Source organism: Gordonia sp. UBA7860 (assembly GCF_002500165.1).
GTDB classification, from domain to species: domain Bacteria; phylum Actinomycetota; class Actinomycetes; order Mycobacteriales; family Mycobacteriaceae; genus Gordonia; species Gordonia sputi.
Window position 1 is genome coordinate 17,116 of sequence record NZ_DLSO01000141.1, and the last position, 25,048, is coordinate 42,163.

At 63.1% G+C, this 25,048-nt stretch carries 21 protein-coding genes and 1 pseudogene; 14 read left to right on the forward strand and 8 right to left on the reverse strand.

Annotation, left to right across the window (positions count from 1 at the left end; translation table 11 throughout):
* Positions 1–6: 6 nt before the first annotated feature.
* On the reverse strand, positions 7–1,701 hold the full coding sequence (locus B3T59_RS17320; protein WP_287004474.1) for a DUF262 domain-containing protein: 1,695 nt from the start codon (positions 1,699–1,701) through the stop codon (positions 7–9).
* Positions 1,702–2,349: 648 nt separating this feature from the next.
* Here B3T59_RS17320 and B3T59_RS17325 point away from each other — a divergent pair.
* Entirely contained in the window at positions 2,350–3,156 is an 807-nt protein-coding gene (locus B3T59_RS17325; protein WP_287004476.1) for a Fic family protein, read from the forward strand.
* Positions 3,157–3,323: 167 nt separating this feature from the next.
* Positions 3,324–4,946: a long-chain fatty acid--CoA ligase gene (locus tag B3T59_RS17330; RefSeq protein ID WP_287004477.1), complete on the forward strand. Its 1,623-nt coding sequence runs from the start codon at positions 3,324–3,326 to the stop codon at positions 4,944–4,946.
* A 30-nt stretch (positions 4,947–4,976) separates the two neighbouring features.
* On the opposite strand, the gene B3T59_RS17335 is transcribed toward B3T59_RS17330, so the two are convergent.
* Both B3T59_RS17335 and B3T59_RS17340 read right to left on the reverse strand, forming a co-directional pair.
* The gene (locus tag B3T59_RS17335) at positions 4,977–5,357 is read right to left on the reverse strand and encodes an excalibur calcium-binding domain-containing protein (protein WP_005207136.1); all 381 of its coding nucleotides are present in this window, start codon (positions 5,355–5,357) and stop codon (positions 4,977–4,979) included.
* 138 nt (positions 5,358–5,495) lie between these two features.
* Complete coding sequence (locus B3T59_RS17340) at positions 5,496–5,726, reverse strand: zinc-binding dehydrogenase (RefSeq protein ID WP_287004498.1); 231 nt, start codon at positions 5,724–5,726, stop codon at positions 5,496–5,498.
* Between the two features lie 325 nt (positions 5,727–6,051).
* Between B3T59_RS17340 and B3T59_RS17345 the strand changes: the two genes are divergently transcribed.
* Positions 6,052–6,273 (forward strand): PASTA domain-containing protein, encoded by a 222-nt coding sequence (locus B3T59_RS17345; RefSeq protein WP_269449453.1) that lies wholly within the window; start codon positions 6,052–6,054, stop codon positions 6,271–6,273.
* A gap of 10 nt (positions 6,274–6,283) precedes the next feature.
* On the opposite strand, the gene B3T59_RS17350 is transcribed toward B3T59_RS17345, so the two are convergent.
* Positions 6,284–7,147 carry an N-acetylmuramoyl-L-alanine amidase gene (locus tag B3T59_RS17350; protein WP_231894332.1) on the reverse strand — a complete coding sequence of 288 codons (864 nt, stop codon included), beginning with the start codon at positions 7,145–7,147 and terminating at the stop codon, positions 6,284–6,286.
* A gap of 27 nt (positions 7,148–7,174) precedes the next feature.
* Between B3T59_RS17350 and B3T59_RS17355 the strand changes: the two genes are divergently transcribed.
* The gene (locus tag B3T59_RS17355; protein WP_039856129.1) at positions 7,175–8,257 is read left to right on the forward strand and encodes an HNH endonuclease; all 1,083 of its coding nucleotides are present in this window, start codon (positions 7,175–7,177) and stop codon (positions 8,255–8,257) included.
* Positions 8,258–8,270: 13 nt separating this feature from the next.
* Here B3T59_RS17355 and B3T59_RS17360 read toward each other — a convergent pair whose 3' ends face one another.
* Positions 8,271–11,579, reverse strand: a complete 3,309-nt coding sequence (locus B3T59_RS17360) for a DEAD/DEAH box helicase (RefSeq protein WP_287004500.1) — start codon at positions 11,577–11,579, stop codon at positions 8,271–8,273.
* 161 nt (positions 11,580–11,740) lie between these two features.
* On the opposite strand from B3T59_RS17360, the gene B3T59_RS17365 reads away from it, so the two are divergent.
* The 3 genes from B3T59_RS17365 to B3T59_RS17375 all read left to right on the forward strand — a co-directional run bounded on the left by B3T59_RS17365 (position 11,741) and on the right by B3T59_RS17375 (position 14,733).
* Entirely contained in the window at positions 11,741–13,396 is a 1,656-nt protein-coding gene (locus B3T59_RS17365; protein ID WP_005207143.1) for a nuclease-related domain-containing DEAD/DEAH box helicase, read from the forward strand.
* 67 nt (positions 13,397–13,463) lie between these two features.
* Positions 13,464–13,979: a DUF1942 domain-containing protein gene (locus B3T59_RS17370; protein WP_287004479.1), complete on the forward strand. Its 516-nt coding sequence runs from the start codon at positions 13,464–13,466 to the stop codon at positions 13,977–13,979.
* 61 nt (positions 13,980–14,040) lie between these two features.
* Positions 14,041–14,733: a hypothetical protein gene (locus B3T59_RS17375; protein WP_064861742.1), complete on the forward strand. Its 693-nt coding sequence runs from the start codon at positions 14,041–14,043 to the stop codon at positions 14,731–14,733.
* An 85-nt stretch (positions 14,734–14,818) separates the two neighbouring features.
* Here the strand turns inward: B3T59_RS17375 and B3T59_RS17380 are convergent, their stop codons facing one another.
* Positions 14,819–15,304 (reverse strand): pyridoxamine 5'-phosphate oxidase family protein, encoded by a 486-nt coding sequence (locus B3T59_RS17380; RefSeq protein ID WP_064861741.1) that lies wholly within the window; start codon positions 15,302–15,304, stop codon positions 14,819–14,821.
* Positions 15,305–15,407: 103 nt separating this feature from the next.
* Between B3T59_RS17380 and B3T59_RS17385 the strand changes: the two genes are divergently transcribed.
* On the forward strand, positions 15,408–16,379 hold the full coding sequence (locus tag B3T59_RS17385) for a ketopantoate reductase family protein (protein WP_064866990.1): 972 nt from the start codon (positions 15,408–15,410) through the stop codon (positions 16,377–16,379).
* A 560-nt stretch (positions 16,380–16,939) separates the two neighbouring features.
* Here the strand turns inward: B3T59_RS17385 and B3T59_RS17390 are convergent.
* The gene (locus B3T59_RS17390; protein WP_064861812.1) at positions 16,940–17,257 is read right to left on the reverse strand and encodes a DUF2853 family protein; all 318 of its coding nucleotides are present in this window, start codon (positions 17,255–17,257) and stop codon (positions 16,940–16,942) included.
* Between the two features lie 148 nt (positions 17,258–17,405).
* Between B3T59_RS17390 and B3T59_RS17395 the strand changes: the two are divergent.
* The 3 genes and pseudogenes from B3T59_RS17395 to B3T59_RS17405 all read left to right on the forward strand — a co-directional run.
* Positions 17,406–17,683: pseudogene (locus B3T59_RS17395) on the forward strand (epoxide hydrolase N-terminal domain-containing protein); the annotation flags it as partial.
* Between the two features lie 69 nt (positions 17,684–17,752).
* Positions 17,753–18,565, forward strand: coding sequence for an alpha/beta fold hydrolase (locus B3T59_RS17400; RefSeq protein WP_287004502.1), 813 nt, complete (start codon positions 17,753–17,755; stop codon positions 18,563–18,565).
* 91 nt (positions 18,566–18,656) lie between these two features.
* On the forward strand, positions 18,657–20,408 hold the full coding sequence (locus B3T59_RS17405; protein ID WP_039856137.1) for a DUF3556 domain-containing protein: 1,752 nt from the start codon (positions 18,657–18,659) through the stop codon (positions 20,406–20,408).
* Here the strand turns inward: B3T59_RS17405 and B3T59_RS17410 are convergent.
* Positions 20,362–21,618, reverse strand: a complete 1,257-nt coding sequence (locus B3T59_RS17410; RefSeq protein WP_005207151.1) for a lipase family protein — start codon at positions 21,616–21,618, stop codon at positions 20,362–20,364. The two genes, B3T59_RS17405 and B3T59_RS17410, sit on opposite strands and share 47 nt — an antisense overlap.
* 211 nt (positions 21,619–21,829) lie before the next feature.
* Between B3T59_RS17410 and B3T59_RS17415 the strand changes: the two genes are divergently transcribed.
* The 3 genes from B3T59_RS17415 to B3T59_RS17425 are packed head-to-tail and all read left to right on the forward strand — an operon-like array spanning position 21,830 to position 24,844.
* Complete coding sequence (locus tag B3T59_RS17415; RefSeq protein WP_287004484.1) at positions 21,830–23,125, forward strand: TY-Chap domain-containing protein; 1,296 nt, start codon at positions 21,830–21,832, stop codon at positions 23,123–23,125.
* A gap of 26 nt (positions 23,126–23,151) precedes the next feature.
* Positions 23,152–23,865, forward strand: coding sequence for a GNAT family N-acetyltransferase (locus B3T59_RS17420; protein WP_064861817.1), 714 nt, complete (start codon positions 23,152–23,154; stop codon positions 23,863–23,865).
* A gap of 22 nt (positions 23,866–23,887) precedes the next feature.
* Positions 23,888–24,844, forward strand: coding sequence for an adenosine deaminase (locus B3T59_RS17425; protein ID WP_287004486.1), 957 nt, complete (start codon positions 23,888–23,890; stop codon positions 24,842–24,844).
* Positions 24,845–25,048 lie beyond the last annotated feature (204 nt).

Here is a 25,048-nt window from a genome sequence, read left to right on the forward strand (position 1 = left end):
GGTGCGTCACTGCAATTCCCACTCTCTCGCGAGCACACCGACCAACTCAATCTGCCTAGCCGCGAGCGTCTTCGGATTCCACTTTGGCTGACTAAGAACCTGTGTCGTCACTGCGAACGAAGCGACTCCACCCTTCGCAGTGAAGTACAGAGTCCTCTTTTTTTCGAATTCGTAATTTTGCGCTTGGGAGTTCTTGGCGCGAGATAACAGAACGAGATTTGCCAGCTTGTGGGTCCAGTCATCCCGCTCAGCATCACTGAAATCCTTTACCCACTGAGACTTTCGTTGCGGGTTCTGCGGTAACACATGCTCGACAGTAATAATTCTTTGGTCGTACACGACACCGGAAGTACCAGCTAACGCCTCGTCTAGTCGAAGGAGGATGTACTTGCGCCCTTGGGAGTGAAGATAGACGTTCGAGTTCAGCGCCTGCAACGTGTCCCCGATCTCGCCAGGTTGCAGCGCGAAAGCTGGAGACGCTAGGCCAAGCGCCTTGTCGTCGAGCTGCTCAAGGAGTTCCGCATAGCGCGTCACTCGTGGAGTTGCGTAGACGCGCCTGATCATCATCGAAGCTGCTAGGCGTTCAAGTTTCTTCAGAAATTCCACTAGAAAGACAGGGTCGTCCCACTTGTTCTTCAAGGCCCAGAGCGCAGGAGGCTTCCAGTCATTGTTTCCAATGCCATTCAATCGTCGCAGCCACAGATTAACTTCTTCGGCGTTTGATGATGACTCGTAGTTCATTTTCTGAATACTCGAATAGGCCGACGAATAGGGAACAACCACTTCGTCAACAAACTCCGCGCCACGGTCCTGCTTCAAATAGTCATTGAGAACTTGTTTCGGAAACTCTCGCAGCAGACTTTCGCGTGCACGCTCCTTCGAGTAGATCATTCTGATGTGCAGAAACAGATCCCCGAAGTCGTCGTGTCCAAGCCTAGTCTGTGCATAGTCCCACCGGTCGGCGTACGTTTCCTCCATTTCGGTTCCACTCAAAGAACCAATTACATCTGCTTTGAAAATGTCAGCCGCCGACAAATCCAACCCTCGCGCATTCATCACACGGAAGATGCGATACGCGCTATCCCTATCCGGCGTTGAAACCGCGACCATAGAAGCGTTCGTACTAAGAAACTTGACAAGCGCTAACCGATTGTCGACATTCCAGCGCTTAACGAGCTCGTTACGTAAAGCGCTCGCATTATCCCGAACGTTGCGCACCGAATCTCGGTTTACGTGATTATCGTTGAGTTCCACGAGTTCATTCGTACCACCCGGCTTGTGCACGTAATTCGCGAAAAACTCAGCGTCTCGTTCGCGCGGGAGAAGGCGTGGGCTTGCCTCCAAGCCTCGCAATACATCTCCAGGCTCTGAAAGCAGCTTGTCGAGCGCGAGTTTGACTGCATCATCAGTAGCCATGTCTCGCAACACTGCAAACAAGATGCTGAGCGTCGTAAGCCGCTGCTGACCGTCGATCACGTCAGCGAGTTGGTCGTCGTCCTTTATGAGAACGATCGAACCGAGGAAGTACGGCTCATCAGTTCCTCTATCCAACGCCTCACCGAGATCGTCCAGGAGCTGAAGCGCATGCTCCTTCTTCCACGAGTAGGGGCGCTGATAGTTAGGGATCCGGAACTTAAAATCACTGCTGAATACTTTGTGCAGCCGCAGCTCATCCGCCGTCAACTTCGCCGAATTTGCCAATCGTTTCCCCTTGCCACGTTTGTTGTGTAATTATCGCGCCCCGCATGGCGCTGCAGTTGCGAAATCGAACTTGCAATCTATGGTAGAGGATGTTTCCATTCTTGGACGCATCGATTGCTCAACTCATCCACAGAACCGAGTCGGGTCATTCACTGTGCGTGCCTGGCTGAATCAGAGCGAAAACGTCACGCTTTCGGCCTCGGATGGCCGCCATACCCTCACTTATACAACAACCGACGGTAAGATCAGGACGTGCCGTCAGATCTGCCATGCAGCGGGTGCCGGCGCTTCAGTACGAATCCGTCGTCTGTCCGCCGACCGTTCCCGTCGATCTACTGACCCGGGGCGCAGCGTGAGCGTTACCGGGGACCGTACTCCGCAGCCGTCGTACCGACCATCGCCAAACGCTCCCCTTCGCTTCCCGACGATGTCGCCACACTGGCCTCTGAGGCCACACTGACCCTGACCCGCTTCGACGCCGAGCTCGGACATGACATCGCTCCGTTTGCGTCGATTCTGCTGCGTTCGGAGTCGGCGGCATCGTCTCAGATAGAGAACCTCTCGTCTGGCGCCAAGCAGATCGCGCTTGCGGAGTTGGGCAGCCGCGACAAGCGCAACGCATCGGCCATCGTCGCGAATGTCGCTGCGATGTCTGCAGCCGTTGACCTCGCGGATCACCTTGATTCTGCAGCCATTCTCTCTATGCATCGTGCCCTGATGGAATCCCAGGTCCCGACGATTGCGGGACGCTGGCGCACGGATCAGGTCTGGATTGGCGGCAGCAGCATCGGCCCGCATGACGCAGATTTCGTGGCGCCTGTCGCCGCGAAGGTACCCGGGCTGATCGATGATCTGATCAGTTTCACCCACCGCACCGACTTACCTCCGCTGATCGTCACGGCCATAGCCCACGCGCAATTCGAGACCATCCATCCCTTCCCGGAAGGCAATGGGCGAACCGGGCGCGCCCTACTGCAGTCGATGCTGCGGCACCATGGCGTCACCCGCAACGTCACGATCCCCGTATCTGCCGGATTGCTGTCGGACACTGCGGGCTACTTCTCATCGCTCGACGCCTACCGCAACGGAGATGTATCGCCGATCGTCGAAAGGATCTCCCACGCAGCGATTCTCGCAGTAGACAACGGCAGTCAGCTGGTCGCCGAGCTACATCGGATCCGCGCCGGCTGGGACTCCCGTCTTCGCGCACGACGCGGCTCCGCGGCGCAGCGCCTCCTCGACGTTCTGCCGCGTCGTCCCGTCATCGACAACAAAGAGGTCGCCGCACAACTCGGAATCTCCGCTGACAACGCAGGCCGCGCTATTAGACCGCTAGTCGACGCCGAAATACTCCAGGAGTTCACTGGCTTCAACAGAAACCGAATGTGGCAGGCCGTCGAGGTGACCGCAGCACTCGACGCCTTCGCCGACCGAGCTGTGCGTCGCGCGCGATAGTCCGCCAGCTCTCAGCCGGTTCAGTCAACAAGCCCCTTCTCGACGAGATCTCCCCCACCTCTACGCCCGCCTGTCCGATTCTGCATAATCGACACAGTGACCGGAGTCACTCCACTGCCCTGAACCCAGGACCACCACACCGAGCCACGCGAGCCACAGGAGCACCCATGCAGAGCACCATGCAAGACGCACCGCTGCAGATTGCGCAGATCCTGCGCCACGGCAGCACGGTCCACGGCGACGCCGAGGTCGTGACCTGGACCGGAGACGGCTCGCGGCGTCGAAGCTACGCCGGCGTCGGGCGACGCTGCGCACAGTTGGCACACGCCCTGCGCGGACTCGGCGTCGACGGTGACCAGCGCGTTGCGACCTTCATGTGGAACAACGCCGAGCACCTCGAGGCCTACCTCGCCGTGCCCGCGATGGGTGCGGTCCTGCACACCCTCAACATCCGACTCTTCCCCGAGCAGCTGATCCACGTGGCCAACCACGCCGAGGATCAGGTCATCATCGTCGACCCCTCACTGCTGCCGCTGCTCAACCCGCAACTGCCACAGCTGACCACCGTCAAGCACGTCATCGTGACGGGCGACTCCACCGACGGCGTCGACGCTCCCGACGGCGTCCAGGTGCACTCATACGAGGCGCTCATCGCCGAGCAGTCCGTCGACTTCGAGTGGCCCGAGGTCGACGAGCGTTCGGCCGCCGCGATGTGTTACACCTCCGGCACCACCGGCGACCCGAAAGGTGTTGCCTACAGCCATCGTTCGATCTACCTGCACTCCATGCAGGTCTGCATGACGGATGGCCCTGCGCTCAAGCAGGGTGACCGCGCGCTCGCCGTCGTGCCGCAGTTTCACGCGATGTCGTGGGGTCTGCCGTACGCGGCGTTCATGATCGGGGCGTCGCTCATCATGCCCGACCGCTTCCTGCAGCCCGAACCGCTGGCCGCACTCATCGCTGCGGAGCAACCCACCACCGCGGCGGCTGTCCCGACCATCTGGCTCGGCCTGCACCAGTACCTCACGCAGCACCCGCAGGACATCTCCTCACTGCGCGACGTGCTCATCGGCGGATCGGCTGTACCGCCATCGTTGATGCACACCTTCGAGGATGAACACAACGTCGAGGTACTCCACGCCTGGGGCATGACCGAGACCTCACCTCTCGGCTCCGTCGCCCGACCACCCGCGGGCACCGAAGGCGACGAGCGGTGGCACTACCGCTACACGCAGGGCCGGTTCCCGGCGTCGGTGGAAGCGCGACTCATCGGCGACAACGGCGAAACCCTCCCCCACGACGGAAAAACCGTCGGCGAACTCGAGGTCCGCGGCCCGTGGATCACCGGCGCCTACTACGGCGTCGACGCCGCCGACAAGTTCGACGACGGCTGGCTGCGCACCGGCGACGTCGGCTCGATCACCCCCGACGGCTACCTCACGCTGACTGACCGCACCAAGGACATCATCAAGTCCGGTGGCGAGTGGATCTCGTCGGTCGACCTCGAAAACGCTGTCATGGGACACCCCGACGTCCTCGAAGCCGCCGTCATCGGCGTGCCCGATCCCAAGTGGGACGAGCGGCCACTCGTCGCCGTCGTGCTGCGTGAGGATTCCGACGCGACGCCGGAAACGTTGCGAGAGTTCTTGTCCGACAAGGTCGCAAAGTGGCAGCTCCCCGAGAACTGGACCATCATTCCCGAGGTTCCCAAGACCAGCGTCGGCAAGTTCGACAAGAAGCGCCTGCGCTCGACGTTCCACGACGGAGGACTCGACGTCACCCGGTTGTAGGTGACGCAAGTCCTCAGTCGCGGAGACGAGCTACGAGAAGAACTCGACCGAGCCCCAACCCCCACGATTCGGCTTCGACTTCGGAGCCTTCTTCTTCGGCTTGGGTTGGGGCTTGGCCTGGGGTTTCGGCTGAGCTTGGGGAGCGGGCTGCGCCTGCGGGGCGGGCTTCGGCGCTGATCGCGACCCGGTCTCACACGCGACACCGTCGCCATCGCGATCAAGTGCCGAGCGGTATCCGTCCTGGCCGCGGTAGATCGGCGCGACGCCCGCGTCACGTGCCGCCTGGCAATTCTTGTAGTACGCCACCGGCGTAGGCGCAGGAGCCGCCGACGCAACCGGGGCAAACCCCACCAACCCTGCGGCGACGCCTCCGGCAACCAGCCCGGCGATGGCCGAGTACTTCTTGTTCATCTCTCACCCAATCTCTCGATTATCGATCAGTGACAGTACTGGACGCCGCCACCATCGTCGGCGGTCCCAGCGTCGGCCGAACAGACGAATCTTGCTGACGCACTGATCGATGTCGACTTCAGACGGGCAGTCCGACGCTCAGTCCTCGCCAAACGGAACCACGACGACCTTGCCCCGCAGCCGACCCGCCTCGGCCTCCTCGTGCACCTGGATCAACTCAGGTAGCGAAACCCGCTGCGCGATATTGACTTTGAGATCTCCGGTGTCGACCAGGCCCACCAGTTCGGTGAGCACCGCGGCGTCGCGGCGTCGAAAGAAGGACACGGACGCAGAGGAGTGACGCTGTGTCCCCCGATCGGACCAATCGATCCGGAATCGGACATGGCGTCGGTAGGCATGCGTACGTTTACCAGTATCTGACGTCGGGGGTCGTCACACACTATCCGTCGGAGGACTGATGAAGCACGTTCGCACACAGGGTCATCTCGCGCTCTGCGCACTTGTGGCCGCTGGAGTACTCGGCCTTACCGCATGCAGTGGTTCGAGCTCGGAACCAACAACGGCGACCACTACCACCACGACGGCAGAGGTGACCACGTCGCAACCCGCTGAGGTCACTGAAACAACAATGGCAACAACAACTCCGAAAGCTCCGGCGGCGGCACCGGCGACCACCGAACCCAAGGCAGCTGCCATGCCTAACGTCGTCTGCATGAACCTCCAGGAAGCACAGAACACCATCCAGGAAGCCGGCGTCTTCTACTCACGCAGCAAGGACGCGACGGGTCAGGGCCGCAGGCAGGTTGTCGACAGCAATTGGATCGTCGTCGCGCAGACTCCATCCGCGGGCGCGCCTGTCACAGAGGGAGAGGCCGTATTGTCCGCGGTCAAGATCGGTGAACCCAGCCCCTGCTGATCACACCGACTCACCCCGCACACCCCCGCCCGTCCACGGGAAGCGCGGTCTGCACGCCGTAGGCGATGCCCTGCGCGTACCTGGCGAGCCAACTCGATGGCAGGGGCGTCGACCCGCCCGCGCTGTCGAGTCCGAACTCGTTGTAGACCCAGGGCACGCGGTCGGACATCAGCGCGATCATCGGGATGTTGCCGGTCCATAGCGGTGCGCGACCACCAAAGTCATTGTTGGTCACCATGACTGGTAGTCCCTCGGCTCGGGTTCGAGCGTCTGCTATCGCCTGGCCGTAGCGCTGACTGGCAGCGGCAGTCGCCCCGCTGCGATATGTGATGCGCAGCGTCGTGCCATCGGCCGCGGTACCTTCGCGATACAGGCCGACGCGCTGCACGAACACCGCGTTGGCACCCGGGCTAGTATGGATACTGATCGCGACACGCGCGTGCGCCGCCACCGCACGGCCCACCCGCTGCCGATACGTGACACTCTCTGTCACAGAGGTTTTCAGCATGACAACGCGATACCCGCTCCGTTGCAAGCGTTCTCGTACCCGAGTCGCGACCGCGAATACGTCCGCATCCTCTGCGCCGTTGGGATAGTCGATCTGCGATGCGCCGGTCACCGGGTCGAAGCCGTCGATACGCACCGGGTTGTGTCCGGGGTCGAGCGCGACCACGACCTGAGGACACGTCGCCTTCGACGACGCCGCCGCGGTCGTCAACACCGCTGTCGTCAACGCCGCTGAGGAGCGGTCCGGAGCAGCACTCTGCGTCGCGCAACCACCGAGGCAGCACGCGAGAACCACGACCCCCACCCGCCTCAGAGCCCTCCGCGCTTGTTCTCGCATCATCCGATGATCGCAGACTGAACGCTGCATCGACCTCACCTCACTACACTCGACCCCGTGCCCACGGACCCCTTGACGCTCGGCCAGCAGCTGGTCGCGGTGCTCGAGGGTGGGCGGCGGACATCCACGTACAAGCTCGCCGTGATGGTCGCGCTCCTCGACCTCGCCGTCGAATCCGTCCCCGATGATCCCGCCGCGGAAGTCCCGATCGACCTCGACGAGCTGACCGACCGCGTCATGGCTCAGTACTGGACCCAACTACGCCCGCTCAGCGAGAAAGGCCATGTGGTCCTGCGGCAGTCGCGGGACGGACGTGGCGTGGTCTTCGCTGCACTTGCCGACCTACGCGAACAGTGCAGCACCCCGAGCCTGCGCGAAATGCCCATCGAGAGCGCGAAACTTGCTGCGCCTGCGGCCTATTCGAAAACGCACGAAGCGGTCAAGAAGAACCTCGTGCGCTACCCCCTCCACCTCCTCCAACAAGTCGGCACCGGCCCACACGAGTGTTTCCTCTACGACGACTCGTGGATGGGCACCGATTCGACGCGAGTCATGGCCGAGCACGGCAACCGACTCGTTCTCTTCGGCGGCGTGTGCCACACCCTCGCACGGCTGGCACCGCTGGTGAAACCGGCCTTCCAGCTCGCCTGGGTCGACGACGTGCGGCACATGAACCGCGACATCCTCGACGACGGCCCCGACATCGCCGACCACCTCTTCGGCACCGAACGCGTCTCGCTCACCCGCCCCGCGGGCATCCTCTCCGAACACTTCGGCAACGATTGCTTCTACTGCAACGCCCGACTCCGCACCGGCCGCCACGTCGACCACGTCCTTCCGTGGTCGCGAGTCCCGATCGACGGGCTCGCGAACCTCGTCCTTGCGTGCCAGCCGTGCAACACAAGCAAATCCGACGTCTTGCCGGCGCCGACGTACGTCAGCCGTGCACTCGACCGGGGGCAAGACGTCATCGACGCCCTCGCCGACGAGATCCGGTGGCCGAGTCAGTACAGCAGGGTGAAATCTGCGTCGCGCGGCCTGTACTCCACACAACCCGACACGACGCCGATCTGGCTGGGCGCCAGACACATTCAGCCACTCAAACGTGTTGACTTCGGGCGGTGGGACGTCGAACTGTAGCGGCGCCTGAACGCTACCCGAGCATCTCCCTGATGTCGTCGGAAGAGAGTGCGGTGCCGAACAATTCACCGGCGTCGATGGCTGCGTCGAACAGCGCGCGCTTGCGGTCCTGGAGTCCCACGACCCGCTCTTCGATCGTGTTCGCCGAGACCAGCCTGCAGACGGTGACCGGACGTTGCTGGCCGATCCGATGGGCACGGTCGACGGCCTGCGCCTCGGCTGCGGGATTCCACCACGGATCGCAGACGAAGCAGTAGTCGGCCTCGGTGAGGTTGAGGCCGAATCCGCCTGCCTTCAAACTGATCAGGAAGATCTGCGTTGCCCCACTGGTGAATTGGTCGACGGCCTGCGCTCGCGCATTCGCTGTCATCGACCCGTCGAGATAGCTGTACGCCAGCTCGGCGTCGTCGAGATGCGCCCGGATGATGTCGAGGAATCCGGTGAACTGACTGAACACCAGTGCGCTGTGTCCTTCGGCGACGAGCTCGGGCAACGCTTCCATCAGGTACTCGACCTTCGCCGATGCCACGCCACTATGTGTGCCGTCGACGAGACCCGCGTGTAGGCTCAGTTGCCTCAGCAGGCTCAGCGACCGGAAGACCTGGAACCGGTTCTTCTCCCAATCACCGAGCAGCCCAAGCACTTTCTGTCGTTCACGGGTCAGGCGGGTGTCGTAGATGCGGCGGTGGCGGGAGTTCAACTCGAGTGCGAGCACCTGCTCCTGCTTGGCCGGAAGGTCCAGTGCTACTTGCTCTTTCTTACGTCGCAACATGATTGGCTTGATCCGGCGTCGTAATGTTTCCATCCGCTCCGGATGTGCCCCGGATTCGATGGGCTTGCGGAAGTACTCGGTGAACGCGGTCGGCGAGGGGAACAGGCCAGGCGCGGTCACCGACAGCAGCGCCCACAACTCCATCAGGTTGTTCTCCATCGGAGTTCCGGTGATAGCAATCTTCGACGGCGCTTCCAGTCGCCGGGCGGCCTGGTGAGTCTTGCCGGTGTGGTTCTTGATGAACTGCGCCTCGTCGAAAATGATTCCGTCCCAGCGCAATGCGTCGAGATCGTCGAAGAGAAGGCGCATCAACGTGTACGACGTGACAACGATGTTGGCTCCGGCGGCAGCGTCGGACACTGCGATTCCTGACTTGGCAGGTGTGGCGACAACCGAGGAGACCGTCAAGGACGGTGCGAATCGCCCGGCCTCTGCCACCCAGTTGGGCACGACGCTCGTCGGCGCGACTACCAGGTAGCGGGCCTGCGGTGTCGACTTCACCACGCGCGTGATCATCGCCAAGGTCTGGATTGTCTTTCCCAGACCCATGTCGTCGGCGAGGATTCCGCCGATGTTGTTGTCAGACAAGAACGCTAGCCAGTTGAGTCCGTCGCGCTGATAATCGCGCAGCTTTGCCTTGAGCGTCCGCGGACAGGCCACCCGCTTCGGTGGTGTCAGCGCGGCGAGCTTGGCCATCTGCGCGCGCCACTGCGCGATCTGTTTGTCGACGACGCCGAGCTCTAGTAGTTCCTCCCACAGCGTCGCATTCATGCTGCGGGCGCTGACTTTTCCGTTCTCGATCTCGCCCAGTGCGCGGGCTTCGGCGATCAGCTCGGCGAGCCGACGCAGTTCCGGGACATCGAGTGAAAAGTAGCTGCCGTCGTCGAGGATCAGATGCGTGGCACCAGAGCTCAATTCGGAGATGAGACGCGACGTGGGGACCTGGTGGTCGCCGACCGTGACCGTGACGCCGAGGCCGAACCAATCGTTGCCGGTCGAATCGTCGGCGGTGAAGGAGATCGAGGGTTCGTCGTCGAGCTGTCGGAAGTCCACGGCGATGCGGTTGTCGATCACGATGCGTTCATCGCCGGCAAGGTCGGGCAGGACCGTCGCGACGAGCAGCGCGGCGTCGACCGACGTGATCGGTACGGCCGTGGCGAGTGCCATCGCCGGGAGCATCTCGACCTGTTGCCCTGCGAGACTTGCTTGTTCAAATGCGTGCTGGAGGTCGCGCACGGTGCTCGAACGCTGGGTGGCCGCTGCAGTCCACGCCTTGGAGAACCACGAGGCGATGCACTCGACGACCTCCTGCATCGGCTCGCGAAGCGACTCCCACAGCTCGGACTCGGCGGAAACGTCTCGATACGGCGTCGCACCGACATTCTCGGCGACGTCGAAGACATGACGACGGTCGTTGACCTGATAACCGACGCTCCAGCCGTACCGGTAGTTTCCACCGCTGTCGGTCAGGGTCAGCACGGCGAAGGGCCCCGATACGTCGGGCGGGGTGAGGACACCGTCGGCCACGCGCACGGCACGACGCTGCTCGATGCGCGGTACCACCTCGACAGCGAACTCGTCGAGGTCTTCGTGCGGGATGAGCACCGGTGAGTTGTGGGCGAGGAGGTCGACCTCCGCCTTGACCAGTGGCGGGTCGAACCCGGCGAGCGACAGCACACGGTCGCCGACTAGCCACACTCCACTGGGCACGTCCCGACCGATGTAGCCGCGCAATCGATCACCGATCAGTTCACCGTCGATGGCGAGTCCGCATCGGAGCGCGGCTCCGTCGGGGTTCGCCTCGATGTCGTACCGCAACGACGCCGTCGTGAGCTCTACCTCGACGGCACCGGGAACAGCGTCGACGACCATCTCGACGCCTGCGTCGCGGACACTACGTAACGCGTCCCATACAACATGGTTGGCTGCGGCCATACTGAGCCAATCCGACGACGTGGCATAGCTGTGGCCGGTGATCGCTTGGTGCAGTGCGCGGATGGCACCCGCGTGAGTCGCCTTCAACGACGACGTGTTGTACCCGCTGATGACTTCGCGCCACGTCGCACCGGTCTTGATCCACCGCCCCTGCCGCCCCATGAGCATGGGCCGCAGTTGCAAAGACGGTCCTAGTGAGTACTTGGTGGGAGTCGCCTGACGGAAACTCAACGCCAACGGGACACCTGCGGGCTGGACTGGCGTCGAAGTCTCTACTGTCACGCCGGCAAGGAGGTTTCGCCACGACGGAGGCTGTGGTGGAGGTACGGCCCTGAGGTGACGCTGCGCGCGATCGCGTGTCAAGCTGCCCTGCCCACCCGGGGATGACGCGGTGAGCAGTACCGCGACCGCATGCTTGCAGTCGATGCCGACCGGGCAGGTGCAGTTACCGTGGCTGAACGCTGCCATCGTCGGCGGGCGCTCGGTGAAATGAACCCGGACCGCGTAGTGGCGACCACCACTGCCCTGACACGTACCCGCGAGAACCCGATCACCCTCGACCCAGTTGTAGCTTCGCACCATGGACTGGCGGGAGTAAGCCTCGCCGCGGGACATGGTTCCCTGGTCGAAGCGCCGCCGCAGGTCTTCCGTGGTTACGTGGAACGCGGGTGTCACAGTGCGAGACTAGCGTGATGCTGACTTCGAGCCTGTCGGACTCACCTGCAACACTGCGATGAGTAGCCACGCCAGTCAGGCGAACCGAGAGAGTGGATGCAATGCCGCATACGATCCCCGAGTCGCCCCGCTTCGCTTCGAGTGCCGAGGAGTCGGTCTGGCGGCTGCTGAATGAACAACTCCTCGACACCGACCTCCTCGTCGCGAACCAGCGCGTCACCGATCACGACAAAGACCACGAGATCGATCTCGTGGTGGCCATCGAGGGCGCGGGAATCGCCTGCCTCGAAGTCAAGGGTGGCGAGGTATGGCACGACGGCGAGTCGTGGTGGCAGGCGCGAACCGGCCGACCTCCGAAAGAGATCACTCCCGTCAAGCAGGCGTTGGAAGGCTGCTACGCGCTGCGTGAGTTCGTCGAATCCGATCCGCGATGGACACAGGGGCGTCGACGCTGGGATCACCTCGTGGTCTTCCCCCACACCGAAATCCCCTCCGACTTCGCGCTGCCGGAGTGCCCACGATGGAAGATCATTGACCGCACGCAGCTCGACCAGATCATGCCCCTCGTCCGAAGAGTGTTGTTGCAGAAGGGAACCGACGTACCATTCCTCGACGCTGCGGGTATCGACCAACTCGAGACGACGCTCGGCGGGCGGGGTCTCCCGCAGCGCGACGTCGTCGCGCGAGCGATCGAGAACGAGGACGTCGCCGACGCGCTCACCGCGAATCAAGCGGTCATTCTGCGCGCTATCGACCAACTATCGCGTGTCGAGATCCGCGGTGGTGCGGGCAGCGGCAAGACCTTCCTCGCACTCGAGCAGGCACGTCGCCTCACGCGTGCGGGGCAACGCGTAGCACTGGTCTGCTACTCCCACGGGCTGGCGTCGTACCTCACGCGCATCACGTCGGCGTGGAACCGTAAGGACCGCCCGGCCTATGTCGGCGAGTTCCACGACCTCGGCATGCAGTGGGGCGCCCCCGCCGGGCCCGACGAGTCTGTTCGTACCGAAGCGGCGTCGCAATTCTGGGAACATGAACTGCCACAACAGATGCACGACCTCGCCGAGACCCTCCCACCCGGCAAGCGATTCGACGCGATCATCGTCGACGAGGCACAGGATTTCGCCGACGAGTGGTGGCCGCCGTTGCTGGCAAGTCTGCGCGATCAGGACACCGGTGGCATCTACGTATTCAGCGACGAGGCGCAGCGCGTCTTCGACCGACAGGGTTCACCACCGGTTCCGCTCGTGCCGATCGTGCTCGATCACAACCTGCGCAACACACGCCAGATCGCGAGCGCATTCAGTTCGCTTGTCGGACAACGTATGCAACTGAAGGGCGGCGAAGGCCCCGACATCCGATTCGTCGCGTGCACCGCAGAGGAAGCCCTCGAGGCCGCGGACGACCAGATCGACGTCCTGCTCGACGAAGGCTGGCGTGCCGAAGATATCGCACTACTCACCACGGGCAGTCGCCACCCGGAACAGATCGAGCGGCAAGCCGAGGGCAACGCGTCGTACTGGGCGACGTTCTGGGACGACGAGCAGGTCTTCTACGGACACGTACTCGGCTTCAAGGGGCTGGAGCGTCGAGTAATTGTCCTCGCGCTCAACGAGTCCCAGGTGAGGAGCCGGTCGACGGAACGGTTGTATGTCGGGCTGTCGCGTGCACGCGAGCAACTCGTGGTGTGCGGCGATCCCGACTTCGTGCGGACAGTCGGCGGACCCGAGGTTGCGCGACGACTGGGCATCGACTGACTCGCCCGAATTGTCAGACCCTACGCATACGGTGTCACCAACACTCCCCACAGACAGGACACCCACTGTGCGTTCCACCCTCGCGGCGATCATCGCCACCATCATGTGTGCTCTCTTTTCGATCGCCGTGGTACCCGCGGCAGCGAGCGCAGCACCGCCCTCGAACGCGCGTTACATCTCCGGTGACGGCTGGGGCGGCTACGTCCAGATCACGGATATCAACCTGCGCGGCAGCACCTTCAGCTTCACGGCGACTATCGAAAGCACCCGGGGCGCCATTCCGGTCAACCCCTTCTATTTTGTCGCGAAGGCGTCCGACGGAACAACCTACGACGATCCCGACTTCAGCACCACCGACCTTCACTCGGGGTATCTGTCAGCGGGTCAACGTGTCAAGGGCACAGTTGCGTTCACAGTCAACGGCCCTCGACCGACCGCAATCCAGTACGAAGGAGTTCTCGGGGAAACGCTGGCCACATGGACCTTCACCTGGCGCGAGGCACCAAAGTCGAAGAAGCCCGCACCGCTGTTCGGGTCTGCGTCCTGGTCGCTATCGACCCGAGCACGGAAGCTGACCCTGTAACCCGAACCGCGCTCCGCCCGTTATGTCGCTAACAGCAACGCCGCTGACGATTGGAGCTGAAATGCCACTCACTCAAGAACAACTCGACGTCATCGCCGACCGAATCGCTGATCTGAATCCCCAGCAGCGCACCAGGCGATGGAGCAGCATCAGCCTCTGCATTCTCGACGCAGTGTGGAGTATCGGAGCACATTACGACAACGTGGTCACGCCCCTCGTCGTCAAGTTTGCCCGTTCGCAGGGCGTCTCCAGTGCCGTGGTTCCAGTCGACGAGCTACCCAAGGATGATCCGATACCAGCTTCGAGTCTCGCAAGATTCACCGACGACGCACTCTTGTCCCTGACTAATAGCCAGCTCACCTCGACTCGCGGAGGAGTGACAAAAGCACATGCCTCAATCGCCTACGCGCAAGTACTGGTTGATAGCGGCGTCGAATCGCTCTCGGACGCAATCGAGGCATTGGGGGATAAAGCACGTCTCGCGAGCATTGACGCCGAGCTAGCTCGCGTTCCGGGCGACGGACAGCATGGCATACGTCGCGGATATCTCTGGATGCTTGTTGGCGACGACAACCGAATCAAGCCGGACCGGATGATTCTTGGATGGTTTAGGAGCCTAGGAGTTCCGAGTGATCCTGCATCGGCAGAAGATTACATCCGAGCTGCCGCGCCAATTGTTTCTGCGCGACTGCAGCGTCCCGTCACGCCGTGGGAGATCGACCATGCGATCTGGAATTACGCTCGATCATCCTAGAACCATCTAGCCTAGGACGCGTGGCCGATACTGCAGCCGACCCGCGAAAGTGTCAACGCCGTGGGCTGGCTGAGCCGTCCAACACTCAGAGATCAACCGACGCGTTGGTGGCGACGTCGGGCTGTTCGCCTGACACGATCGCTTTGGCGTATTTGAGCAGCGCAACGGGTTTGGGGCTGTCCAGGGTCCAGTACTCGGCGGAGTCGGCGTGCACCTTCAACAGTGCGACGCCCGGGTCTTCGCGGCCCTTCTCGAACCAGGCCTCTGCGTGAGAGTTCCAGAGCTCGTCGATCAGCTTCTGTTCGTGGGTGACCGACGCTGTGCCGGCGATCGAGAGATAGTTGTCGTCGGCCTGCAGGCTCACATTGACGTGTGAGTCCTCGGCGACCTGGTCAGTTTTGGGCGAAGGGTCGACGGTGAAGAAGTACAGATCGCCGTCGAATTTTCTGTCCAGCACTGCTAGTGGACGGCTCAGCAATCGACCATCCGATTCGCTGGTCGTGACGAAGGCGACGCGACCCTTCGAGATCAGCTCGCCGATGTGCTCGAATTCGGTGTTGTCATCAGTCATGGTTTTCACGCTACGCGCAAGTGCTCTTCACGCCCACCGTCCCGCGTGACTGTGACGGCGGGCGGCACGCTCCCGCGTCGCGCTCGCATCTACCCTGAAGACCATGCGTTTCGTCATCTACGGTGCCGGGGCCATCGGCGGCGTCATCGGTGCTCACCTGGCACTTTCCGGAGCAGACACCACCTTGGTCGCGCGCGGCGAGCATCTGCGAGCAATGCGTAAGGGCGGACTCGTCCTCGACACCGCCGAGGGACACCAATCCATTTCGACCACGCTTGCGTCAAATGCGTCCGAAGTGGACTGGAGCGACGACTCCGTGACGCTCCTCGCCGTCAAGTCGCAGCAGACCGCCGCGGCCATCGCCGACCTTCGGGCGCATATGCCTCTCGACACTCCGGTGGTGTCGGCCCAGAACGGCGTCGCCAATGAACGTAAACTGCTTCGCGTCTTTCCGCACGTCTACTCGCTGTGCGTGATGCTGCCCGCCTTGCATCTCGAGCCTGGTGTCGTCGTTCAGGCGTCGTCGAACAAGCCCGGAATCCTCGACATCGGGCGCTATCCGTCGGGTATCGACGAAGTGGCGCAATCCATTTCGTCAGCACTGCGTGCCGCGACGTTCCTCTCCGAGCCGCGCCCCGACATCATGGCGTGGAAGTATCGAAAACTGATAATGAACCTGGTCAACGGTATCGACGCCAGCTTCCGCAACGACGGCGACGCCTTCGCCGAGCTTGTTCGACGCGCACGAGCCGAAGGTGAGGAGGTCATCGAGGCGGCGGGTATCGATGTCGTCTCCGAGGCCATCGACAAGCAGCGGCGCGGCGATGCCATCGTCCGCCGTGACACCGGAGAGGCTTCCTTCGGCAGTTCAACCTGGCAGAGCGTCGCCCGTGGAGCGCGCAGCGTCGAGACCGACTATCTGTCCGGTGAAATCGTGCTGCTCGGGCGACTACACGGCGTGGCGACGCCGGTCAACGAGCTCGTCCAAAACGAAACCGACCGCCTTGCGCGCGAGGTGCTGTCGGCAGCGAGTTCGGATGCGGGCGTCGCGCTGGAGAGTCTCGACCTTCTGTAGCAGCACCGTTTTCGATACCGTGCAGGATCTCCTCGCAGGTCTGCGCCGCGATGTCGCACAACTTTTTCGTCCGGGACGTCATCTGTGGATCTGTCGAACGTTCACGCCACACCTGCGACATCCTGCGCGCTGTAGCGGCGATCTCACGCGGATCGCTGTCGGGTGAGAGACCGAGACGTCGAGCGGGGTCGGACCCGTGCGAACCGAGAAGCGAGACCAGTTCGTCGCGCAGTGGCGTCGAAAGATCCCTGTTCTCGCGCAAGCTCGGGAACCGCTCGGTGCGCGTGCTCGGACCGATGCCACGATGCGACGTCGGCACCGCGAACATCTCGGTCGGCGAGTTGGGGTCAGTGGATGTCTCGTGCATGGCCTCGACTGTGCCCGTCGACCCTTGCCGCGCTCTCAACGCGACCTGAGAGCAGCCTTCGGATCCTGTTGCATCTCAACGCCCTCCGACATGCCGGGTGACGTACAGCACTAGAGAGCGCCTACACGCGTTCGGCGTCGACGACTTCTCTGTGAAGACGTCGACGCCGAAGGCGGAAACCAGGTGAACAGCGCTATTTGAACACGCCGAGCTTGCCGAACTTGTCAGCGAGCTTGTAGTACACGGCAAGCCGCGGATTGGACTTGCCGTCCTTCATCTCCGCGAGCACGTCCTTGATCGCATTGTCGAGGTACGCGTCGCTTTCGGTCAGACCGAGCTTCTTCTTCAGGAAGTTCTCGCGGACGGTCTTGAGTTCTGCGGGATCGCTCGCCGACACCAGAGCAGCGTCGGCGTTCTGAAGGGCGAGGCGGTAGGTCGACGCCATCTTCTCGACCACGGCAGGGTCGGCGTCGGGGACGTACTTCTTGACGGTTTCCAGGGCATCAGACATGGGGACACTCCATTGGGTTGTCGCTGGTACAGGCGACACGGTACGCCCGTAAAGACGATCAAGTCTGATGAATCGCGGGTTGTCGGAAATGTCCGCCCCCTGTCGATCATCGAGCAACGAGACGTCGTGCACCTCCTACCCTTGGTTCATGGCAGCCACCAGCGCGATCCGGCCGTTCATTCCACACACCGACCCGGCCGTCGTCGACGATCTTCGACGACGCCTCCGCACCACTCGGTGGACCGACGCTCCGGACGGCAGCGGATGGTCGATGGGTACGGATGTGTCGTATGTGCGCGATCTCGCCGACTACTGGCGCACGGATTCGACTGGGCCGCAATCGAATCAACGATCGCCGGATTGCCTCACTTCACGGCCACCATCGACGGCCTCGACATCCACGTTATCCACAGCCCTGCATCCGACCCCGACGCGGCATTTCCCGTCCTGCTGGCCCACGGCTGGCCCGACTGCTTCTGGCGATTCCTGAAGGTCATCCCGCTCCTCACCGATCCCGCCGCACACGGCGCCGAGCCCGCCGACGCCTTCACGCTGATCGTTCCCGACATGCCGGGGTTCGGATACTCCGGTCATCCCAGTGGGCCGACGCCCGACACACGAGACATCGCGCGAATGTGGGGTCAACTGATGCAGGTGCTGGGGTACGACCGGTACGGCGTCGCCGGCGGCGACATGGGCAGCCACGTGGCCCGCTATCTCGCACTCGCCCATCCTGCCCGCGTCGTCGCGGTGCATCGAACCGACGCCGGGCTACCTCCCGCGACCATCGACAGGTCAACATTGAGTCCTGAGGAGATCGCCTGGATCGACGACGCCGCACGCTGGTCGGCCACCGAGGGCGCATACGCGGCTATGCACAGCACCAAACCCCAGACAGCCGCGATCGGCCTGGCCGATTCACCGGTGGGCGTGGCGTCGTGGATCGTCGAAAAGCTGCGGTCGTGGAGCGACTGCGACGGAGACCTCGACAGCATCTACACGAGAGACGAAATCCTCACGCTCGTCACGCAATACTGGGTCACCAACACGATCGGATCGTCGATCCGCACATACCGAGCCAACGCGGCGATACCAGTCGAGGACCGCATGCGCTACGTCGACGTCCCATCCGGGTTCTCGATCTTCGGCGGCGACGTTGTTCGACCGCCCCGCGCCTGGTTGGAACGCACCGCGAACACCGTTTACCACTCCGAGCCCAAGCACGGCGGCCACTTCGCACCGTTCGAGGTGCCGGAGAGCTACGCCACCGAACTGCGTACGTTCTTCCGTCCCTACCGCAACGCATGAGCGGCGTCGGAAACCACTGAACCCCAACCAAGCATTCGCTTGGTTTGTTAACGTCCAGGCTGCGGCACCCATCGGCAGTGAGGGCGGAACATTGGGGTTCATCACACAGACCAGGCCCGACGTCGACTTCCCGACATGGAGTCAGGGCTCCCGAGCCGAGAAGATCCGGCCGATGGCACGCCAGTGGGCAGAGGTCGGGTTCGGCACCCCCGTGGTGTTGCACCTGTTCTACGTCGGCAAGATTCTGGCCTACGTGTTCGTCGGCTGGGCGATCGTCGCCGCGACGCCGGGCATCGGCGGGTTCTTCGACGTCGCGTCGTGGTACAGCGAGACGGTCGTCTTCCAGAAGGTCGTGCTCTACACGATGCTGTTCGAGGTCATCGGCCTCGGTTGCGGCTTCGGTCCGCTCAACAACCGCTTCTTCCCGCCGTTGGGCTCCATTCTGTACTGGTTGCGCCCCAGAACAATTCGTCAGCCACCGTGGCCCACACGTGTGCCACTGACGCGCGGCGATGTGCGCGGCCCGGTCGACATCGCGCTCTACGCAGCACTTCTCGTGATTCTGGTTGTGGGACTCGTCAGTCCCGGTAGCAGGGAACTTCCCGATTTGAACTCGGCAACCGGCGCACTACCGCTGTGGGAGATCTGGACGATTCTTGTACTTCTCGCGCTGATCGGGTTGCGCGACAAGACAATCTTCCTCGCCGCGCGTGGCGAGGTGTACGGCGCGCTGTGCGTGACGTTCCTGTTCACCGGTGTCGACATGATCGTCGCCGCCAAGGTTGTCTTCCTGGTGATCTGGCTCGGTGCGGCGACGTCGAAGCTGAACAAGCACTTCCCGTTCGTGATCGCAACCATGATGTCGAACAACGCGGTCATCCGGTCTCCGAAGATGAAACGACTGTTCTTCGAAGACTTTCCGGACGATCTGCGGCCGGGTAGGCCATCGCGGTGGATCGCTCACTTCTCCACTGCGGTCGAGGGTCTCGTGCCGATCGTGCTGTTCTTCTCGCATGGAGGATGGCTCACGTGGGTTGCCGCGGCGATCATGCTGATCTTCCATTTCGGCATTCTCAGTTCCATTCCGATGGGAGTTCCGTTGGAGTGGAACGTCTTCATGATGTTCGGAGTTCTCGCACTCTTCGTCGGTCACGCCGATCTCGGCCTCGGCGACCTCGAGCAGCCGTGGTGGGTCGCCTTGCTGTTCGTGGTCATTGCGGGCACGGTGGTGATCGGAAACCTCTTCCCGCGCAAGGTGTCCTTCCTTCCTGGGATGCGCTACTACGCCGGAAACTGGGACACCGGGATCTGGTGCATGACACCGTCGGCGTCGGAGAAGTTGGAGAAGAACGTGGTGGCGATCGCGGCTTTGCCTGCATCGCAGCTACAGCGGATCTACGGCAGCCCGGAAGCGGCTCAGGTTGCGTTGTACATGGGATATGCGTTCCGCGCCTTCAACAGTCACGGTCGGGCGCTGTTCACGCTCGCACATCGCACGATGGCCGGGCACAACGAATCGGACTACATGCTCACCGACGGCGAACGTATCTGTTCGACGGCGATCGGCTGGAACTTCGGCGACGGTCACCTCTCCAACGAACAGCTGATCGCCTCGCTACAGAAGCGCTGCGAGTTCGAGCCGGGCGAGGTTCGGATTGTGCTCGTCGACGCCCAACCTATTCACACGCAGACCCAGCAGTATCGCCTGATCGACGCTGCGACAGGAGAATTCGAGCGCGGCTATGTCCGCGTCGCGGATCTGGTGACCCGTCAGCCGTGGGACGACGAGGTCCCGGTCACCGTGACCTGGACAGCGACACACGCTGACCGGCAATCGCAGTGATCGTTTTGTCCTCGCCCGGCCGACCGTCGAGTCGATGGGTCAGCCAACTGACCGCGAGGGGCCCGGACAGCGGCAACAGCGAATAGTGTTCTGTGACAAGGTCGCGCACGTAGGTGACGGGCACGCCGAGATCACGGTACCGCTGCGCCTGCGCGTCGACGTCGGCAGCATCGATCACCTCGTCGTGCACCGCCTGCATGACCAGCAGCGGCACGGCGGGTGCATGTGTACCGAGTTGCAGGTCGTCCATCATCTTCACGACGCCCGGATCCGCCAGCACGTCGGCAAGCGGGATGTCGAAGTAGTCGTCGAGATCGTGGTTGCGGAAGCGCCGGATCGCCGCGAGCGTCGGAAGAGTGGCGGCCTCGTCGAGGTTGTGGCGCCCGAATTCCGTTGCGTGCTCGGTGATCATGCGCTCGAGAGCGGGATAGACCCGACGCAGACCGGCCACCACGAGGATCGGAAGCCCTGCGTGCAGGCCACCGTTGAGCCGTAGCAGCGTCGACGCCATGTCGCCGACGGGCGAACCGAGAACGGCACCAACGATATTCAGCTCAGGTGCGTACTCCGGAGCCATCTCGGCGGCCCACGATGTGGCAAGTCCGCCACCCGAGTATCCCCACATTCCGATCGACGCGGTCGAGTCGAGGCCGAGAGGCTCGAATGCCAGCGCGGCCCGAATGCCGTCCAGCGCACGGTAACCCGGCTCACGGGGCGCTCCCCACGCACCCTTGGAGCCCTCGTGGTCGGGGATCGAGACCGCCCAACCCTTCGAGAGCGCACGACGCACCACCATGAATTCGAATGGTGCGACGGCGCGCGACGCGTCGGCACCCTTCTGCAGGGCATACGACGGGAAGCACTGCGACGTCACCGCGTCGATCGCGCACTGGAACGACAGCACCGCCGGATTCGGATGCTTGGTGCGATCGGGCACGACGACCGTCGTGACAGTCGCGTCGGGATTGCCGTCGAGGTCGGTTGATCGATAGAGCAGCTGCCACGCCTGATGATTCGACGCCCAGAAGTTCTTGAGCTCGACCTGTCGTGACCGGATCACCTCACCGGGCCGGCAGTCACCGAGATGCGCCGGGGCGGCGTAGAAATGGTCGTCGACGGGCAGCAACGGACCGGCAGATACGTCGTCCTGATTGTCGTGTACTGCGGGCGATGCACCTGCCGACGTCGTTGTCAGCGTTTGCGCTGTCATGGTCACTCCCCTCGCTACTACTTGTATTTACCAACATTGATCGCCGGTGGAGAATTCCGAGTCGCTCGTCTCATCTTGGAGTGAAAGAGACGAAGCAACAGGCCTGAACTGGACAAACACGACGTGTCAGACCCTGCGGCTACCTTGCATCTCGAACACACATTCGCACCTCGGCGAGTGCTCCAGGGTGCACAACAGGATGGGGAACCGCATGTCCACCCACGGCTTCGACAATCTCATCGAGAACGCATGGCGCGAGTTTGCCGCCACCGTGACATCACGCGTACCCGACCTCGGGCGCAAGGAGTTCCTCGAGATCGCCCGCCAAGACGGCCAGCGATATCGCACGCTGCTCGTCTTCACCAAGACGGGTTCCGGAAAGGTGCGCTGCACGCTCGACGGCACTGCGCTGCCGTGGGCCGGACGAGCGGAGTGGATACGCATTCGCGGTCGCCTGGCACAGCTCGGATGGCGGTTTTTCCCCCGAAAGGGCCAGCACATCGCCGAATCCGGCCAGCGTGACGCGAGCACTGTCGCCGACATCGCCGTGTCGACGCTGCGTGAGATCTTCGACGTTGCTCACCCCGTGTTCGTCACGGTGAACGATCCCTTCGGCACGCACTCCGACGCGTGGCAGGTCGACGAGACCGCAGCTGCCACCGAACGTCAGCTGACCGTCGTTCCGCAGGCGCCCGACCGAAACGTCGAGCCGCCGACGGATGAGCACTACACCGCGGAGATGCGTGAGATGGCCGCAGCCATGGATGCGCTTCCCGAATGCATCGCACCCGGGTTCGTCATCTCGGGTGTCGACGAACTACTCGAAGTCACCCGGAGCGTACTCGCAAGGCATTTCGGATGGCAGGTGTCGGTCGTCAACGGGTGCATCGAACTGCCCGCCTTCGACGCCGTACCGTGCACGATTGTCGGTTCCGATGTCGGCCCGAGCCTCGTTTTCACGACGACGCTCACGCACCGACTCCTCGATCCCTCACTTCTCGGCACTCTGACCGCCGAACATTCGTCGAGGTGGTCAGGGATCACCATCGTGGTCCACGATCAGCACGTCTATGCGCAGCGAGTCGTCGACGCCGCAGTGTTCCATCCGCACAACCTCGACGCGGCGCTGCGCACCTGGCGGCGCTTTCTGAACAATGAGGCAGGCGAGTTGATCGACGCGCTCAACTCCGGCGGCCCCGGTGCTCACGCCTGCGCACAGAGCTCCGTACCCGTCGGGCTCCAGACGTTGTTCGACTTGGGCTTCTCCGAAGCACTCACACCCGAACGCGTCCTGCATCTGACGAACGGGAAGGTCGGTCGGCTCACCGACTATCTCCGTGTGTGTCGCGAGCTCCTCGCCAACGCCACGGTGTTGGCCGCGGAATCGCGCATCCGTGGCGCCGCGCCGGAGGAGATCGAATTACACACGGACACAGTGGATTTCTACCGCCAGTTCTGCCTCTTGCTGGAGCAGGCGATCACTCGCGCGACCCCGAAAGGTGCGTGACGCGATGGGCGCATATCGTCGAGTGAATGGCGAGTGTTCTTCCCCCCGACGGCCCGGTTCGCGATGAGACAGTCCTCGACAACCCCGCCCGTTCCGCCCTCCTCGGGCCGCATTCGCGATTCGCACAGACACACGGCGACGCGCTGCGCTATCCCGCCGACGTCGCGCCCTGGTGCGCCCTGCCGGATGATCCGACGATCTCCGACTGGGAGGATGCGGCAGAGCTGGTCGGTCCTGACGGCTCCATCACGCTCGCCACCGTGACCGTCGAGCCGCCGGAGGGCTGGACGAGCTCGATGCGGATAACCGGCGTTCAGCTGATCGGCGACGCCGTCGAGGGGTATACCGACCCGCGGGTGGTCGAACTCGACGACTCCGACGTCGACGACATGCTCGATCTCGTGGAAAGGACGCGGCCGGGGCCGTTCCGACGCCACACCATCGATCTCGGTACCTACCTGGGTATCCGACGCGACGGCAAGCTGATCGCGATGGCAGGCGAACGCATGCATCCGCCTGGGTGGAGTGAGGTCAGCGCGGTCTGCACCGACCCGGCGTTCCGTGGAGAGGGATTGGCCAGGGCGGTGGTCCTCGCGGTCGTGGACGTGATTCGCGAGCGCGGTGACCTGCCCTTCCTTCATGCGTCGGCCGATAATGTCTCGGCCATCCGGCTCTACGAGAACGTGGGTTTCACCCGTCGACGGAAGGCGATCTTCCAGGCTGTGCGCGCCCCACAGTGACGCGCCCGGCAGGATGGATCTTATGAACGACGCCGAGCTGCTGACACTGCCCAAAGCCGAACTACACATCCACATCGAGGGCACCCTCGAACCGGAGATGGTCTTCGAGCTGGCAGCACGCAACAACGTCGCACTCCCCTACGCGTCCGTCGACCAGCTGCGCGCCGCGCACGCCTTCGCCGACCTTTCCCACTTCCTCGACCTCTACTACGCGTGCATGGCCGTGCTGCGCACCGAGGACGACTTCGCCGATCTCGCCGCCGCCTACCTGCGCAAGGCGGCGGCACAGGGTGTCACGCACGCGGAGATCTTCTTCGACCCGCAGGCGCACACGTCGCGCGGCGTCGACCTCGGTGTCGTCGTACGCGGGCTGCGTCGTGGACTTAATACGGCGTCGGCGGAGACACGTGTGCATGCCGATCTCATCGCGTGCTTCCTACGCGACCGGCCGGTGTCGGAGGCTCTCGACACGCTTGACGCGTTGGAGCCGTTCTTCGGCAGCCTCATCGGGGTCGGGCTCGATTCGGCCGAAGTCGGCTTTCCGCCAGGACAATTCGCGCCTGTCTTCGACCGTGCGCGTGAGGCGGGCCTGCACGTCGTGGCGCACGCAGGAGAAGAGGGTCCGGCTAAGTACATCTGGGAGGCCCTCGACGTGTTGGGGATCGAGCGCGTCGATCACGGCGTCCGCGCCCTCGAAGACCCCGCACTGCTCAGGCGCCTGGCCACCGACCGAATCCCGCTAACCACGTGCCCGCTGTCGAATGTGCGGTTGCGCGGCGTCGAAAAGCTCTCCGATCATCCGTTGCTCGACCTACTCGACGCCGGGCTGGTCGTCACCATCAACTCCGACGATCCGGCCTATTTCGGCGGGTACGTCGGTGACGCGTTCGTCGAGGCGCGGCGCGAGCTCGACCTGAGCGACGAGCAGCTCCGCGCCATTGCGCAGTACTCGTTCGACGCGTCGTTCACCACTTCGTAGAGACTTTTGGTCGGCACGTGTATTTGGGATGATCCGCGGTTCCAGACTGAACGGCCACCATGTTGCGGCCTCCCGCCGTCGTACAGGCGTAGTTGTGGGACGACCCCTTGCCTGCACCCGGAACAATCGAACCCGGCGCCACCAGCGCGATGACCGCGGCACCCGCGACGGCGACGAGAGCCGCTATCAGTGCGACACGAAGGG

Bases quoted from the DNA above. Each gene is read 5' to 3' on its own strand.
- B3T59_RS17330 (WP_287004477.1), top strand. From the start codon at position 3,324: ATGCAGAGCACCATGCAAGACGCACCGCTGCAGATTGCGCAGATCCTG.
- B3T59_RS17415 (WP_287004484.1), top strand. From the start codon at position 21,830: ATGTCCACCCACGGCTTCGACAATCTCATCGAGAACGCATGGCGCGAG.
- B3T59_RS17365 (WP_005207143.1), top strand. From the start codon at position 11,741: ATGCCGCATACGATCCCCGAGTCGCCCCGCTTCGCTTCGAGTGCCGAG.
- B3T59_RS17385 (WP_064866990.1), top strand. From the start codon at position 15,408: ATGCGTTTCGTCATCTACGGTGCCGGGGCCATCGGCGGCGTCATCGGT.
- B3T59_RS17360 (WP_287004500.1), bottom strand. From the start codon at position 11,579: ATGTCCCGCGGCGAGGCTTACTCCCGCCAGTCCATGGTGCGAAGCTAC.
- B3T59_RS17420 (WP_064861817.1), top strand. From the start codon at position 23,152: ATGGCGAGTGTTCTTCCCCCCGACGGCCCGGTTCGCGATGAGACAGTC.
- B3T59_RS17375 (WP_064861742.1), top strand. From the start codon at position 14,041: ATGCCACTCACTCAAGAACAACTCGACGTCATCGCCGACCGAATCGCT.
- B3T59_RS17380 (WP_064861741.1), bottom strand. From the start codon at position 15,304: ATGACTGATGACAACACCGAATTCGAGCACATCGGCGAGCTGATCTCG.
- B3T59_RS17350 (WP_231894332.1), bottom strand. From the start codon at position 7,147: ATGCAGCGTTCAGTCTGCGATCATCGGATGATGCGAGAACAAGCGCGG.
- B3T59_RS17425 (WP_287004486.1), top strand. From the start codon at position 23,888: ATGAACGACGCCGAGCTGCTGACACTGCCCAAAGCCGAACTACACATC.
- B3T59_RS17345 (WP_269449453.1), top strand. From the start codon at position 6,052: ATGCCTAACGTCGTCTGCATGAACCTCCAGGAAGCACAGAACACCATC.
- B3T59_RS17390 (WP_064861812.1), bottom strand. From the start codon at position 17,257: ATGTCTGATGCCCTGGAAACCGTCAAGAAGTACGTCCCCGACGCCGAC.
- B3T59_RS17325 (WP_287004476.1), top strand. From the start codon at position 2,350: ATGTCTGCAGCCGTTGACCTCGCGGATCACCTTGATTCTGCAGCCATT.
- B3T59_RS17335 (WP_005207136.1), bottom strand. From the start codon at position 5,357: ATGAACAAGAAGTACTCGGCCATCGCCGGGCTGGTTGCCGGAGGCGTC.
- B3T59_RS17410 (WP_005207151.1), bottom strand. From the start codon at position 21,618: ATGACAGCGCAAACGCTGACAACGACGTCGGCAGGTGCATCGCCCGCA.